This is a genomic window from Flavonifractor sp. An4, assembly GCF_002161755.1.
Classification (GTDB): domain Bacteria; phylum Bacillota; class Clostridia; order Oscillospirales; family Oscillospiraceae; genus Flavonifractor; species Flavonifractor avicola.
In genome coordinates this window covers 21,366-35,870 of record NZ_NFIL01000002.1, presented here as the reverse complement: position 1 = coordinate 35,870, position 14,505 = coordinate 21,366, and the positions used below count along the sequence as shown (strand labels likewise).

17 protein-coding genes are annotated in these 14,505 nt (G+C 59.8%); 7 read left to right on the top strand and 10 right to left on the bottom strand.

What is annotated here, in order from left to right:
- Positions 1-10: 10 nt before the first annotated feature.
- The 7 genes from rpsP (at position 11) to B5F94_RS01290 (ending at position 4,777) form a co-directional block, all read left to right on the top strand.
- On the top strand, positions 11-250 hold the full coding sequence (gene rpsP / locus B5F94_RS01320; RefSeq protein WP_007489428.1) for a 30S ribosomal protein S16: 240 nt from the start codon (positions 11-13) through the stop codon (positions 248-250).
- An 18-nt stretch (positions 251-268) separates the two neighbouring features.
- Positions 269-499 carry a KH domain-containing protein gene (locus B5F94_RS01315; RefSeq protein ID WP_087271545.1) on the top strand — a complete coding sequence of 77 codons (231 nt, stop codon included), beginning with the start codon at positions 269-271 and terminating at the stop codon, positions 497-499.
- Between the two features lie 99 nt (positions 500-598).
- Positions 599-1,099 carry a ribosome maturation factor RimM gene (gene rimM / locus B5F94_RS01310; protein ID WP_087326885.1) on the top strand — a complete coding sequence of 167 codons (501 nt, stop codon included), beginning with the start codon at positions 599-601 and terminating at the stop codon, positions 1,097-1,099.
- Positions 1,092-1,841 carry a tRNA (guanosine(37)-N1)-methyltransferase TrmD gene (trmD, locus tag B5F94_RS01305; protein WP_087326882.1) on the top strand — a complete coding sequence of 250 codons (750 nt, stop codon included), beginning with the start codon at positions 1,092-1,094 and terminating at the stop codon, positions 1,839-1,841. Before rimM ends, trmD begins: the two co-directional genes overlap by 8 nt.
- Positions 1,842-1,862: 21 nt before the next feature.
- On the top strand, positions 1,863-3,221 hold the full coding sequence (locus B5F94_RS01300; RefSeq protein WP_087326879.1) for an alpha-amylase family glycosyl hydrolase: 1,359 nt from the start codon (positions 1,863-1,865) through the stop codon (positions 3,219-3,221).
- 126 nt (positions 3,222-3,347) lie between these two features.
- The gene (locus B5F94_RS01295; RefSeq protein WP_087187092.1) at positions 3,348-4,184 is read left to right on the top strand and encodes a DegV family protein; all 837 of its coding nucleotides are present in this window, start codon (positions 3,348-3,350) and stop codon (positions 4,182-4,184) included.
- Positions 4,185-4,282: 98 nt separating this feature from the next.
- Complete coding sequence (locus tag B5F94_RS01290) at positions 4,283-4,777, top strand: GNAT family N-acetyltransferase (RefSeq protein WP_087326876.1); 495 nt, start codon at positions 4,283-4,285, stop codon at positions 4,775-4,777.
- Between the two features lie 347 nt (positions 4,778-5,124).
- On the opposite strand, the gene rbr is transcribed toward B5F94_RS01290, so the two are convergent.
- The 10 genes from rbr to pyrF all read right to left on the bottom strand — a co-directional run bounded on the left by rbr (position 5,125) and on the right by pyrF (position 14,487).
- Positions 5,125-5,658 carry a rubrerythrin gene (rbr, locus tag B5F94_RS01285; protein WP_087187094.1) on the bottom strand — a complete coding sequence of 178 codons (534 nt, stop codon included), beginning with the start codon at positions 5,656-5,658 and terminating at the stop codon, positions 5,125-5,127.
- Positions 5,659-5,710: 52 nt separating this feature from the next.
- Complete coding sequence (locus B5F94_RS01280; protein WP_087187095.1) at positions 5,711-6,097, bottom strand: desulfoferrodoxin family protein; 387 nt, start codon at positions 6,095-6,097, stop codon at positions 5,711-5,713.
- A gap of 73 nt (positions 6,098-6,170) precedes the next feature.
- Positions 6,171-6,554 (bottom strand): Fur family transcriptional regulator, encoded by a 384-nt coding sequence (locus B5F94_RS01275; RefSeq protein ID WP_087326873.1) that lies wholly within the window; start codon positions 6,552-6,554, stop codon positions 6,171-6,173.
- 174 nt (positions 6,555-6,728) lie between these two features.
- Positions 6,729-8,276, bottom strand: a complete 1,548-nt coding sequence (locus B5F94_RS01270) for a stalk domain-containing protein (RefSeq protein WP_158100232.1) — start codon at positions 8,274-8,276, stop codon at positions 6,729-6,731.
- A gap of 138 nt (positions 8,277-8,414) precedes the next feature.
- Complete coding sequence (locus tag B5F94_RS01265) at positions 8,415-10,379, bottom strand: YgiQ family radical SAM protein (RefSeq protein WP_087326867.1); 1,965 nt, start codon at positions 10,377-10,379, stop codon at positions 8,415-8,417.
- A 12-nt stretch (positions 10,380-10,391) separates the two neighbouring features.
- Positions 10,392-11,552, bottom strand: coding sequence for a bifunctional histidine phosphatase family protein/GNAT family N-acetyltransferase (locus tag B5F94_RS01260; RefSeq protein ID WP_087326864.1), 1,161 nt, complete (start codon positions 11,550-11,552; stop codon positions 10,392-10,394).
- 33 nt (positions 11,553-11,585) lie between these two features.
- Positions 11,586-12,503, bottom strand: coding sequence for a dihydroorotate dehydrogenase (locus tag B5F94_RS01255; RefSeq protein WP_087326861.1), 918 nt, complete (start codon positions 12,501-12,503; stop codon positions 11,586-11,588).
- Positions 12,496-13,275 (bottom strand): dihydroorotate dehydrogenase electron transfer subunit, encoded by a 780-nt coding sequence (locus B5F94_RS01250; RefSeq protein WP_087326858.1) that lies wholly within the window; start codon positions 13,273-13,275, stop codon positions 12,496-12,498. The genes B5F94_RS01255 and B5F94_RS01250 overlap by 8 nt, the downstream gene beginning before the upstream one ends.
- Before the next feature lie 18 nt (positions 13,276-13,293).
- Positions 13,294-13,548: a hypothetical protein gene (locus tag B5F94_RS01245; protein WP_087271580.1), complete on the bottom strand. Its 255-nt coding sequence runs from the start codon at positions 13,546-13,548 to the stop codon at positions 13,294-13,296.
- 12 nt (positions 13,549-13,560) lie between these two features.
- Positions 13,561-14,487, bottom strand: a complete 927-nt coding sequence (gene pyrF, locus B5F94_RS01240; protein ID WP_087187103.1) for an orotidine-5'-phosphate decarboxylase — start codon at positions 14,485-14,487, stop codon at positions 13,561-13,563.
- Between the last annotated feature and the right edge of the window lie 18 nt (positions 14,488-14,505).

Sequence of the window (14,505 nt, the reverse complement as noted above, 5' to 3'; positions counted from 1 at the left end):
TGAAGATACAATGGTTAAGATCAGACTGCGTCGTATGGGCGCCAAGAAGGCTCCCTTCTACCGCATCGTGGTGGCTGACTCCCGCTATCCCCGTGACGGCCGTTTCATCGAGGAGATCGGCACTTACAATCCTCTGACCCAGCCCGCCGAGATCAAGGTGGACGCCGAGCGCGCCCAGGCTTGGATCAAGACCGGCGCTCAGCCCACTGAGACCGTGAAGGCTCTGCTGAAAAAAGCTGGCGCCATCTGATAGGAGGGCACAGCTGGCATGAAGGAACTGCTCACCTATATCGCCCGCAATCTGGTGGACCACCCCGACGCCGTGGAGGTCACCGAGCACGCAGGTGAGAGCGAGACCGTCCTGGAGCTTCGGGTGGCCCCCGAGGACATGGGCAAGGTGATTGGCCGTCAGGGCCGCATTGCCAAGGAGATCCGCACGCTGATGCGCTCCGTGGCCCAGCGCCAGGGCACCAAGGTTTCCGTCGATATCGTCGACTAACTCCGGGGGCCTCCCCCCGGATATGAAAAAGCCGACCGACCCTGTGGTCGGTCGGCTTTTTCATATCTTGCAGATTTTGTACGATTCGGGGTGATACCGATGAAAAATCAATTTTTAGAAGCAGGTCAGATCGTCAACACCCACGGCATCCAGGGCGAGGTCAAGATCGTCCCCTGGTGCGATTCTCCGGAATTTCTCTGCCAGTTTGACGTATTGTATGTGGACGGCAAACCGGTGAAGATCCGCTCCGCCCGCATCCACAAGGGCAATGTGCTTGCCTTCCTGGAGGGTGTCAACGACGTAAACGCCGCCATGTCCATGAAAGGCAAGACGGTGTTCATCGACCGCACCGGCGTGGAGCTGCCCGACGGCCGCCACTTTATCGCCGACCTGATGGGGCTGGATGTCATCGACGCCGCCACCGACGAGAAGATTGGCGTGGTGGCCGACGTGCTCACCCCCCCTGCCCACGAGGTCTATGTGGTCAAGGGTGAGCACGAGTATATGATCCCTGCCGTGGACGAGTTCCTGGCGGAGACCAACGTGGAGGGCGGCTATATCAAGGTCCGCCTCATTGAAGGGATGCGTACCGATGTATAGCATTGATATCATGACCCTCTTCGATCTGACTGTGGGCGACATGATGAATGAGTCCATCCTGGGCCGGGCCCAGGAGCGGGACATCATCCGCATTGAGGCCCACCAGATCCGGGACTACACGCTGAACAAGCAAAAGCAGGTGGACGACTACCCCTACGGCGGCGGCCGGGGGGCGGTGATGCAGGCCGATCCCCTCTACCAGTGCTGGAAGCACATCGTGGACACTTACGGCCCGGGTCACACCATCTATATGTCCCCCGCCGGCAAGACCTTTACCGAGTCCGATGCCCGCCGCCTCCGAGATGACTACGACCACCTGATCCTGGTATGCGGCCACTACGAGGGCATCGACCAGCGCTTCATTGAGGAGTGCGTGGACGAGGAGATCTCCATCGGGGACTTCGTGCTCACCGGCGGCGAGCTGGCCGCCATGGTGGTGGCCGACGCGGTGGCCCGGCTGGTGCCCGGCGTGCTGGCCGATCCTGAGTGCTTTGAAAATGAGAGCCACTGGAACGGGATGCTGGAATATCCCCAGTACTCCCGGCCCGAGGAATGGCACGGTCGAAAGGTCCCCCCTATCCTCCGCTCCGGCGACCACAAGAAAATCGCCCAGTGGCGGCGGAAGCAATCCATCCTCCGCACCCGACAGCGGCGGCCCGACCTGTACGAGAAGCTGGACCTGTCCTCCAAGGAGGACCAGAAGCTGCTGCGTGAGCTGGAGGAAGAAGAAACACAATCTTAATTGAGACTGGAGGAGTCAAATATGAGTCATTGGGTCAATCAGTCCGTGTTCTACCACATCTACCCCCTTGGTTTCTGCGGCGCCCCGGAGTACAACCCCGGCGGCGCCCCGGTGCCCCGGCTGGACAAGCTGAAAGACTGGATCCCCCACCTGAAGGAACTGGGTGTCAATGCCCTCTACCTGGGTCCGGTGTTCCAGTCGGTGAAGCACGGCTACGACACCACCGACTACTTCCAGATCGACTGCCGCCTGGGAGACAACGGCTCCTTCGCCGCTCTGTGCGGCCAGCTTCACGAGAGCGGCATCCGTGTGGTGCTGGACGGCGTGTTCAATCATGTGGGCCGGGGCTTCTGGGCCTTCCGGGATGTGCAGGAGCACGGCCAGGCCTCTCCCTACTGCGGCTGGTTCCATGACCTGAACTTCGGCGGCCCCTCCCCCATGGGCGACCCCTTCTGGTACACCGCCTGGCAGGGCCACTATGAGCTGGTAAAACTCAATCTCCGCAACCCCGACGTGGTGCGCCACCTGCTGGACGCGGTTGGGATGTGGATGGACAAATTCCACATTGACGGTCTGCGGCTGGACGCCGCCGACTGCGTGGACTTTGACTTCTTCCGCACCCTCAAAGGCTTCGTCAAGGGCAAGGACCCGGATTTCTGGCTCATGGGCGAGATCATCCACGGGGACTACGCCCGGTGGGCCAACCCGGAGATGCTGGACAGCGTTACCAACTACGAGTGCTGGAAGGGCCTGTGGTCCTCCCACAATGACAAGAACTACTTTGAAATCGCCCACTCTCTCCATCGTCAGTGCGGCCCCGGCGGCATCTACCGCAACATTACCCTGTACAACTTCGCCGACAACCACGACGTGGACCGGCTGGCCTCCAAGCTGAAGGACCCGGCCCACATCAACAACCTGTACACCCTGCTGTACACCATGCCCGGCGTACCTTCCCTCTACTACGGCAGTGAGTGGGCCATCAAGGGGGAGCGCACCAAGCATTCCGATGCCCCCCTGCGCCCCTGCCTGGACCTGAAGGAGATGATGGCCCTGGACCAGAGTCTGTGCGCCCACCTGGCTAAGCTGGCCGCCATCCGGGCCGCTTTCCCCGCCCTTCAGGAGGGTCAGTACGAAAATGTGGTCATCAAGAACCAGCAGCTGGTGTTCCGCCGGGCTACCGACAGCCAGCGTGTCTATGTGGTCCTCAACCTGGAGCCCCAGGAGGTCCATGTGGAGTTCCCCCACCAGGAGCCGGTGCTCCAGGATGTGCTCAATGAAAACCAGGTCTTCAACAACGACGGCGGACGCACCTGGCTGCCCGTGCCCCCCTGCGGAGCCCGTATTCTGGTAGGCGCCCCCGACCGCTTTACCTGGTAAATCTGCCCCATCCTTTTGCCCGTTCCAGAATATTCACACTTTCTCCCTTTACTTTTCCCGCTGATGGTGATACAATAGCGGCAATGGCAAATATCATTTTGATAATTATATTCGAGGGTTTTTGTTATGAGTTTTAAGATCATTGTTGATAGCTGCTGCGACCTTACCCCTGCTGAGCTGCGGGAGGACTGTTTTATCAAGGTCCCCCTCACCATCCGCGTGGGGGATGAGACCGTTGTGGATGACGAATCCTTCGATCAGAAAGCCCTGCTGCAAATGATGCGGGATTGTCCCACTGCTCCCCAGTCCGCCTGCCCCTCCCCTATTCAGTATATGGACGCCTTTGACTGCGGGGCTGACGACATCTATGTAGTCACCCTGTCCGCCCTGCTGTCCGGCTCCCACAATGCTGCGGCTCAGGCCCGCAATCTGTGGCTGGAGGATCACCCTGGGGCCAATATTCACATCTTCAATTCCTGCTCTGCCTCTGCCGGTGAGGTACTGGTGGCCTTGAAGCTCCAGGAGCTGGCTGAGGCCGGACTGGATTTTACCACCGTGGTGAGCAAGGCCTCCCAGTATATCGAGGAGATGAATACCCTCTTCGTACTGGAGACCCTGGATAATCTGCGGAAAAACGGGCGGCTCACCCGCACCCAGGCTCTGGTAACCAGCACCCTGCACATCAAGCTGCTGATGGGCTCCACCCCCCAGGGTGAGATCTGTAAAAAGGGTCAGGCTCTGTCTATTAAGCAGGCCCTGAGCAAAATGGCAGCCATGATGGCAGCCGACCCCAATCACGCCGGCCGACGACTGTGCATTGTCCACTGCAACTGCCTGGACCGGGCCTTCCATCTAAAAGAACTGGTGCAGAAGCAGTGCAAATTCTCTGAGATCCTCATCAGCGAGACCGGCGGCATCTCCACGGTGTACGCCAACGACGGCGGTGTAATTGCCGCCTACTAAGCCAACGTACCGCAAACCGCCTGGGCACATAGCCCGGGCGGTTGCTTTTTATGGTCGGATATGCTAATATGATCCAAATCTGTTTGGGAGGCATTATTATGAACTACACCATTCGTCCCACAGAACCCCGAGATGCTGCCGGTACCGCGGCCCTGCGCCGGATGCCCGGGGTCTTGGAAAATACTCTGGGGCTTTCCTCCTATCGCACCGCGGACAGCGATGCTTTCTTAGCGAACCTGGGCCCCAACGACCACCATTTCGTGGCGGTACTGGACGACGGCACAGTCATCGGTGTAGCCTGTCTGCAAGTCTTTGGCAATCCCCGGATGCGCCATACTGGCAGTGTGGCCCTGATGGTCCATGCCGACTACCAGAACATGGGGGTAGGTTCTGCCCTTTTAAAGACACTGCTGGATCTGGCGGATAACTGGCTCATGCTGGTCCGTGTTGAGCTCACTGTATTTGCCGATAATGAGCGGGCCATCCACCTGTATGAGAAGCTGGGCTTTGAGAAGGAAGGGCTCAAGCGCATGACCACCGTGCGGAACGGCAAATATGCCGACGAATACATGATGGCCCGACTGCGCCCCTGACCTGCCAATACTCCTCCCCCACTGGACGAACCGATGCCCTCATCGGCCTGTATATCTAAGTAAAAAAACGCAGCCCGGAAGATTTTCTTCCGGGCTGCATTTCCTTTTACCGATCAATAGTTGACGGCACGGATCTCGAAGTAGGCCTGAGGATGCGCGCACACGGGGCACACCTGGGGGGCCACCCCACCCGGCCCAGGCCGGGCGGGGACCCCATTGATTATAAAAAGCCCGGGTGGAGTGAATCCACCCGGGCTCAAGGTTTTTACGCTGTAAAAACGCTTGTACGGCGCTAGCGCCGCCCCATCTCCGATGGGGCCCCCAAAGAGCCCCCCTACGGAGTCACATCAATAGTTGACAGCGCGGATCTCGAAGTAGGCCTGAGGATGCGCGCACACGGGGCACACCTGGGGGGCCTCTTTGCCGAAGTGGATGTGGCCGCAGTTACGGCACTTCCACATATACTCGTCGCCCCGCTTGAACACAACGCCCTCTTCCAGGTTCTTCAGGAGGGTCAGGTAGCGCTCCTCGTGCTCCTTCTCGATCTTCAGGACGCCCTCGAACAGGAAGGCCAGCTTCTCAAAGCCCTCCTCGCGAGCGGTCTCGGCCATCTCCTTATACATCTCAGTCCACTCTTCATGCTCACCAGCAGCGGCGGACTTCAGGTTGGCCATGGTGTCGCCGATGCCGCCCAGCTCCTTGAACCACAGCTTGGCGTGCTCCTTCTCATTGCCGGCGGTCTCCTCAAAGATGGCCGCGATCTGCTCGTAGCCCTCCTTCTTGGCCTTGCTGGCAAAATAGGTATACTTATTGCGGGCCATGCTCTCTCCCGCAAATGCCTTCCACAGATTGGCTTCGGTCTTGCTACCCTTCAGTTCCATATAATCATACCTTCCTTTCTAAAATCAGGTTGTCTCTTATAAAGCGAATATGTTAGCCTTCGCCCTTCCAGAAGCCGTGGAGATTGCAGATCTCGTAGGCCTCCACCTTATCGCTCCGGCAGAAGGTCTTCAGCTCGGGCGCGTCGCCGGGCTTGGGGAACTTCATGGTCACGGTGTCGCCGTCCACCACAGCAATCAGGGAGATATAGTGCTCCGGCAGCATGGGATGCTCCACACCGCCCACCTTGACGGTCACGGAGTTCCCGCTGCCATGAGCGGTCTTCTCCACCACAGGGACGTGCTTCTCCTGAGCCGCGTCGGTGGTATTGGGGGTGATCTCTTCCATCTTCTGGCCACAGCACATGACGGGCACACCCTTATCCACAACCTTAAAAATCACATTGCCGCAGTGCGCGCAGCGATACAGCTTGAACTCCATGTTATTACATCCTTTCTAATCACAGTATGGGCACTTTCGTGCAAAATAAACTTACCATATTACCTAAAAAAACTCAATGTTTTGGTTTGCAGTTAACGCAGACCCCATAAAAAATCAGCTCATGGGACCGAATATCATGGCCGCTGGCCAGCAAGGCCTTCTCGTCCAGCCCTTTATCATAGGGCAGATCCAGATCAAAGACCCCGCCGCACACTTCACAGCGGAAATGAGGATGGGGCTCTACGTTGGCATCGTACCGCTCCACCGGGAAAGCCATCCGCACAGCAGCACCTTCGTCCACCAGCAGATTCAGATTCCGGTATACCGTTCCCAAACTCAGGTTGGGATTGGTGGGCTTGAGCCATTGATACACCATTTCAGCGGTGGGATGCTGGTCCGTGTGCATCAGGGCCTCATAGATCAGCTCTCGCTGACGTGAGTATCGCTTTCCGTTCATTAGTCACCACTCTTTCTAATGTAAACAGTAACTATTACTGTTATTGATATAATAGCAGACTTCCCCAATTCTTGCAAGTCCTTTTTTTCATTTTCTCAAATTTTTTTCGTCTCCCCTTCCCTATACAGAAAACGAGCTTGCCGCAGAGGCGGCAAGCTCGCTCTTTCCGGTGATTTATTCGGACACAAAGACCTGAAGCGTAGAAGTCAGGTTACGTCCGGGGGTGGCCAGGGTCTGCCCCTTATAATACATAGCGGTGGAACCGCCGCCGTCCAGGTTAATGGCATCCACACAGCCCAGAGCCAGCATCAGATCACGCATCTGCTCAATGGAGGCAGCCTTTACATTGACCAGCAGCAGCTTGCCGTCCTTGGTGGTACCTACAGCGGTACGGGGGGTGACGGCGGTAGTAAAGCGGGCCTCCTTGAAGCCGTTATCCAGGCCGGTAAACTTCACGCCGTCCTTCACCAACCGGGGGGAACCAGACACCATCGTCTGCACACCGGTCAGATCGAAGCCCTCTTCATCATCCCGCTGGAGGTAGGGCCGCAGGGCTACAGTGCGGCCTGCCTCAAACTGATTGAAGAAGTCGTAGTTGGTGACGGTGTCGCTGGAGTAGAGCACATAGCCGTTAGCGGGGATGGCTACCGTCTGACCGGCAGATACCATCTGGAAGCTGGTGGTCACATTGTTGACTACGGTCAACGCGGAACCAGGATAGGTGACCTGGAAAGAGGTACCTCGGGCGGGGGTGTAGAGCACCGCCTGCCCGCTGAACTGCTTGAGCATATTGACCTCGTAGGCGTCCCACCAGCGGTAGGCGCCGCCGTCTACCGTCTCAATGCGGACAAAGACGGGAGGCCGGCCGTAGCGCATCTCGTTGGTATCGGTGATGCCCAGAGAGGACAGGCCGGAGCTGGCATACATAAACTGGCCGTTCACCATCAGGTGGCCGATGGGGTCCTTGATGGTCTTTTCGCTCTCAAAGAAGTTGGCGTTGATCACCGCTACCGCCCCGGAACTGGCGGCAATGGACTGGAAGCTCTGAGGCGAATTGAGCTTGCCGCCGGCGAGTACCGACTTGACGCTCACCCGGGGGTCCTTCATATTGACGGTGATCACGTTGGCATTGACGGTGCCGGAGGCCAGCGTATAGCTCTTAGAGGTAAGGGTCACCGGGTCCTCCTTGGGGGTGGTCTTTTCCACCAGCTTCTGGACCTGGGGCAGGCTGGTGAGATTGTTCTTATCCACCTCGCCGTTGGCTACCACCACAATCTGGTTCTTGCCCTCCCATTCCACGGTCAGGCCCAGATTCTCACTGACAAAGCGCACCGGTACGAAGGTGCGGTTGTTCTTGGCCCGCATAGGCACGTCCATAGTCACCGCTTCCCCATTGACCAGGGCGGTGGTGGAGTCCAACTCCAGCTCCACCGAGGTGCCGTTCAGGGAGCAGCGCACACCATTGGTCTCCTGTACCCACTCCACGGTGCCGCCGAAGGCCTCAATCATCCGGCGGATAGGCAGCATGGTACGGCCATTCTCGGCCATCAGCACCACGGCACTGCTGGTCTCGTCGATTTGAGTCACAGTATCACCAATCACGCACCAGGGGCTATTGTACCGCATGGTGATGACCAGATCAGGCTGTGCGGCGGAGGCGGCGGGGATCAGGCCCAGCATCAGCACCAGCGCAGCCAGCAGGGACAATACGCGTCTTTTCACAGGCATACATCCTCTCTTCTCTCCCCAGAGGGAGTATTTAAGTTTAGTATACCAATTCTGAAAGGAACCTTCAATGCTCTTGCCGCATAGTATTTCAGGCAAAAGGAAACCGGCAGAGCGCGCTCTGCCGGCTGTATGTTATCCCTTTCCCTTGCGGGGACGGGCATTCTTTTTTGGCTTGGCCACCGCCCACCCGGCTTTGCGGGTGGGTTTGGCCTGGGGTTTGTCGCCCTTCTGGGCCTCCGTTTTACTTCCCTTGCCGGTTCTGCCCCGGTTGGAGGTCTGTTTGCTCTCCTGATGCTTGCCATATTTCTCTGGCCGCAGCAGACAGTCTTTCCCGAAACCGATGAGGTCCTCCCGGTGGGCCCGGTGGAGGGCCTCCCGTACCAGGGCCCGTTTCTCCGGCCGCTTCCACTGCATCAAAGCCCGCTGCATGGCCTTTTCGTGGGGGTCCTTAGGCACATATACCGGCTTCATGGTCCGGGGATCAATGCCGGTATAGTACATACAGGTGGACAGGGTGCCCGGTGTGGGATAGAAGTCCTGGACCTGCTCAGGCTGACGGCCGGTGCGGTTGAGCCATTGGGCCAGCTCCACCGCGTCGTTCAGCGTACAGCCAGGGTGGGAGGACATGAGGTAGGGCACCAGATACTGCTCCTTGCCGTACTTCTGGTTCAGGGACTCGTACTTCCGCTTGAATCTCTCGTATACCTCGATATGGGGCTTGCCCATGTAGTCCAGCACCGAGTTGACGCAGTGCTCCGGGGCCACCTTCAGCTGGCCGGACACATGGTACTTCACCAGTTCGGCGAAGAACTCCCCGCTCTTATCCTTCTGCATAAAGTCGAAACGGATGCCCGAGCGGATGAACACCTTTTTCACCCCCGGCACCGCCCGGATTTTCCGCAGCAGCATCAGGTAGTCGGTGTGGTCGGCGTCCAGGTTGGGACAGGCCTCGGGGGCCAGACAGGCCTTACCTCGGCACAGTCCGGCCTTCATCTGCTTCTTACAGGCAGGCCGCCGGAAGTTGGCGGTTGGGCCGCCCACGTCGTGGATATAGCCCTTGAAGCCGGGGTGATGAGTCAGCCCCTCCACCTCTCTCAGCACACTCTCGTGGCTGCGGGAGGTGATGATCCGTCCCTGATGGAAGGCCAGGGAGCAGAAATTACAGGCGCCGAAGCACCCCCGGTTGTGGGCCACCGAGAAGCGCACCTCCTCAATGGCGGGCACCCCTCCCATGTTGTCGTACATGGGGTGGGGCTCCCGGACATAGGGCAACTCGGCCACAAAGTCCAGCTCCGCCGTAGTAAGAGGCATGGCGGGGGGATTGACGATGAGCAGCCGGTCCCCATGGCGCTGGAGGATGGCTTTCCCCCGCACCGGATCGTGCTCCTCATACTGGATCATATTGGCCACGGCATACTGCCGCTTATCGGTAGAAACCTGCTCATAGGAGGGGCACTCCACCTTGGGATAGGCGCAGGCGGAGGGATCTTTTGCAATAAAGGCAGTTCCCTTTACATCAGTGATCTCCCCCACCGGGGTACCGGAGGCCAAACGGGCAGCAATCTCCCGGGTGGCGGTCTCACCCATGCCGTACACCAGCAGGTCAGCCTGGCTGTCAAAGAGCACCGAGCGGCGTACCTTGTCCTCCCAGTAGTCATAGTGGGCAAAGCGGCGAAGGGATGCTTCCAAGCCGCCAATGATCAGGGGGATGTTTCCAAAAGCCTCCCGCACCTTGTTGGCATACACGATGGAGGCCCGGTCGGGACGCAGTCCCGCCTGATTGCCCGGGGAATAGGCGTCGTCGTGCCGACGCTTCCGGGCGGCGGTATAGTGGGCCACCATGGAGTCCAGATTGCCGGCAGACAGCATCACCCCCAGCCGGGGCCGCCCCAGTGCTGTAAAGGCTTCTGCCTTGCGCCAGTCCGGCTGGGCCAGGATGGCCACACGGTAGCCCTCGGCCTCCAGCACACGGGAGATGATGGCGCAGCCAAAGGAAGGATGGTCCACATAGGCGTCGCCGGTGATGATGAGAAAGTCGTACCCGTCCCAACCACGCTCTTCCATATCCGCCTTAGAGACGGGCAAAAATCCATTCATATCGTTCCTCAGTCAGTCCTTGGTCTCATAGCCAATGTATTTTTCCAGAATATCCAGGGTCACGCTGCCGTGCTCCTCCCCTACCTTTTCAAAGCCGTACTTCTTATAGAAGCGCTGAGCCACCGCATTCTCCGGAGCGCAGCGCAACCGCAGGCGGGTGCGGCCCAGGGGGCGGAATACCGACACCGCCTGGCCAATCAGCTGAACGCCCAGCCCCCGCTTCCGGTGCTGGGGATTCATGTACACAAAGGGGATATAGCCGATGCCCTCATCGGCAAAGCGGGCCAGATCCAGCTGGAGCACGCCCGCCACCTCATCTCGCTGCATGGCAACTGTCAAGGCTTTTTCCTTGTCCTGTTCCCAGCAGTGACGGGCATCCTTGCAGAAGCTCGCCCCGTCAAAGGGGACCTCGCTGCCGTGGATATCGATCCAGGCGTCGTGCCGGGCCGCCAGATAGAGCTTCTCTTCCCGCTCCAGGTCCAGAGGACGGAACCACATATTGGCGTCCGCAATGCTCCCCTCCCGGGACTTCCACCACTTCTGTCTGGCCAGGGTGGAGATCTCCTCCGGCAGGTGGGAGTTGTCGTTCTCATAGACGATGGAGATCCGGTCTCCCTCCACCTCCAGACAGGTGACGCCGGTGTTGTCGCTGTGACCCAGGCCGTCCATCTCACCGGGACCCAGGCCCCGGATGGCACCCTGGAGACAGCGGATGGCAGAGCCGTGGGAGAACAGAGCCACCGTCTGGCCGGGATGCCTGGCGGCGATATCCAGCACCGCGCCCTTCATCCGGGCCTGAACCTGGGCGAAGGTCTCGCCCCCCTCCACCTGGAACTCGGGGGAAGCATGGTTGAAGCGGATGAGCCGCATGGCGTCGTGCCGCTCCAGGTCACCCCAGGGCTTGTCCTCCCACTCTCCTACGCCGATCTCCCGCAGGGCGGGGGTGGTGTTCAGTTCCAGGCCGTGGCCGGGATAAATGGCCGTGGCGGTGGTCATGGTACGAAACAGATCGCTGGAGTACACCGCGTCGATATGTACGCCGGCAAACCGGCCGCGGAGGGCGGCAATCTGCCGGTATCCGTTGTCAGTAATGAGGCTGTTGTACCAGCCGTGGACCCGGCGGTACAGGTTGCCCTCCGCCTCCGCGTGGCGGATGATGTAAACCTTAGTCACAGTAGGCACCCTCTTCGGATCAGGATAAAAGCATTACCAGGGGCGCACGCCGCCTGTCAGGTCAGAAACCTTGTCAAGGCCCTGGGCAGAAGCGATTGCCGCCAGGCCGTCCCGCACCTTGATGGGGGCGTAGGGATCGGCGAAGCAGGCGGTGCCCACCGCCACGGCGGAGGCGCCCGCCAGCATCAGCTGGGCCGCGTCCTCTCCCTTGGCCACGCCGCCCATGCCCAGAATGGGCAGATCCACGGCGCAGGCCACCTCCCACACCATCCGCACCGCCACAGGCAGCACGGCAGGGCCGGACAGGCCGCCGGTGTTCATCTTCAGGATGGGACGGCGGGTGTTCAGGTCGATGCGCATACCCCGCAGGGTGTTGATGAGGGACAGAGCGTCAGCGCCGGCATCAGCCACCGCACGGGCGATCTCGGTGATATCGGTGACGTTGGGAGACAGCTTCACCATCACAGGAATGGTGGAATGGCTCTTGGCCATCTTGGTGACCTCGGCGGCCAGCTCGGGCTTGGTGCCGTAGGCCAGACCGCCCGCCTTCACGTTGGGGCAAGAGATGTTGACCTCGATCATATCCACACCCGCTGCCGACAGCTTCTCGCACATGATGCCATACTCCTCAGGCGTGTTGCCCGAGATGTTGGCGATGATAGCCAGATCGTGCTTCTTCAGCTCGGGCAGCTCGTGCTCGATAAAGGCGTCCACACCGGGGTTCTGCAGACCCACGGAGTTGAGGATACCCATGGTGGTCTCGGCGATCCGGGGGGGCGGATTGCCTTCTCTTCTGTGAAGGGTAAGGCCCTTACAGCAGATGCCGCCCAGTTCATTCAGCTTATAGAACTGGCCGTATTCCCGGCCGAAGCCGAAGGTACCGGAGGCCACCACCACCGGATTTTTCATCTTGACGCCCGCCAGATCGACGGACAGATCCACCTTAGACATTCCAGTCCACCTCCTTGGCGTCAAATACCGGGCCGTCCTTGCAGACGTGCTTCATGGTGCCGTCGGCCATCTGGACGGCGCAGCCCAGGCAGGCACCCACGCCGCAGGCCATCCGCTCCTCCAGGGAGACCTGGCAGGGCACGCCGTACTCGGCCGCTACCTTGGCCACATTCTTCAGCATGGGCTTGGGGCCGCAGGCCAGAATAGCTGTAAAGTTTTTATCCTTTTCAAGGATATCCTTCAGCTGAGCATCCACAAAGCCGTGGCGGCCCAGGGAACCGTTGTCACTGCAGAGGTAAACCGCCTCGCAGTAGTCCCGGTAATCCTCCACCAGCATGGCCCGGTCAGCAGACCGGAAGCCCAGCACGGCGGTGGAGTTCTTGGCAGTAAAGGCGGCCTGACCCAGCAGCGGGGGCACACCGATGCCGCCGCCCACCAGCAGCAGCCGGTCATTGGGGGTAACGGTAAAGCCGTTGCCCAAAGGGCCAAGCACATTCACCTTGTCCCCCACCTGGCGCTGCGCCAGCCACTTGGTACCCTCACCCCGCACCTCAAAGACCACGCGGGCAGTGTCTTGGGGCTCGTCCTCCTGGACCATGCAAACCGAGATGGGCCGGCGGAGAAGCAAACCCTCCCCGCAGGCGATATGGAGGAACTGACCGGCCATCAGGCCCTCCTTTTTCACCATATCCCCCACCTCCAGGGTGAAGGAATAGGCATACTCGTTCAGCTTGGCCGCCTCAACGATGGTACAGATCTGTTCAATGGGCATACTATCCCTCATTTCCACTTATTTGGCAGACTCGTCCCCGTGGACGGTCTCAGTCATGGTCTTCAGATCCATGATGCTGCCGCACACCGGACAGATCCGGTTGCGGCGCATGGTACCGCAGGTGGGGCAGCGGAAGGGCTCCGCTGCCACCAGTCCCGCCGCGATCTGCTGCTGAAGGATCTCCTGCCAGTTCCATTCCCGGTGCTGGCCGATCTTCCATTTGCTGACCTCGTCCTCACGGACACCTTGTTTCTCTCTCTCTTGCTCTGACATAGGCCTCTCCGGTTACGCGATGGTAGTAAAGCGGGCGATGTCGTCCCGCATGGCGATCGCGGCGTTGCGGGCAGCCTCCTGGTAGTCCATGCCGTCCTTGCCGGTCTTCTGCCAGGCGCAGATGATGCCGCGGGAGGAGTTGACGATAGCGCCATGGCCGTCCTTCTGGAAGGCATACTGCACATCCTCGGCAGTGCCGCCCTGGGCGCCATAGCCGGGCACCAGCAGGAAGGTGTGGGGCATCCGGGCGCGCAGCTTCTGCAGCTCTTCCGGATAGGTGGCGCCTGCCACCGCACCGGCCATGGTATAGCCATACTTGCCCTCGGTGCCCGCGCCCCACTTCTCAATGAGGTCGGCCATCAGGCCATACACGGTGTCGCCCTCACCGGCGGACACGTTCTGCAGCTCGCCGGAGCCGGGATTGGAGGTCTTGGCCAGGATGAAGGCGCACTTGTCCATCTCCTTGCAGGTCTTGAGGAAGGGATTGACGCTGTCGGCGCCCATGTAGCCGTTGAGGGTGACGCAGTCGGCGTCAAAGACGCTGAGCATCTGCTCCCCTACCTTGGTCTTGCCCAGCCAGCCGTCGGAATAGGCCTCGGCGGTGGAGCCGATGTCGCCTCGCTTGATGTCGGCGATGACATACAGGCCCTGCTCCTTGGCGTAGCGGATGGTGCGCTCCAGCACCTCCATACCCCGCCAGCCCAGGCGCTCATAATAGGCAGACTGGGGCTTGACGGCGGGCACGATGTCCTTCAGTGCGTCCATCAGACCGCAGTTGAAGCGGTAAATGGCCTCGGCAGCACCCTCCAGGGTCTCGCCGTACTTGTCATAGCACTCCTTGCGGATGTGGGCGGGCACATACTCCGGCTTGGGGTCCAGACCCGCCACGGTGGGGTTTTTCTTGGCAATGATGGCTTCCTGCAGACGATCGAAGGACATAGTTCATTCTCCTTTATC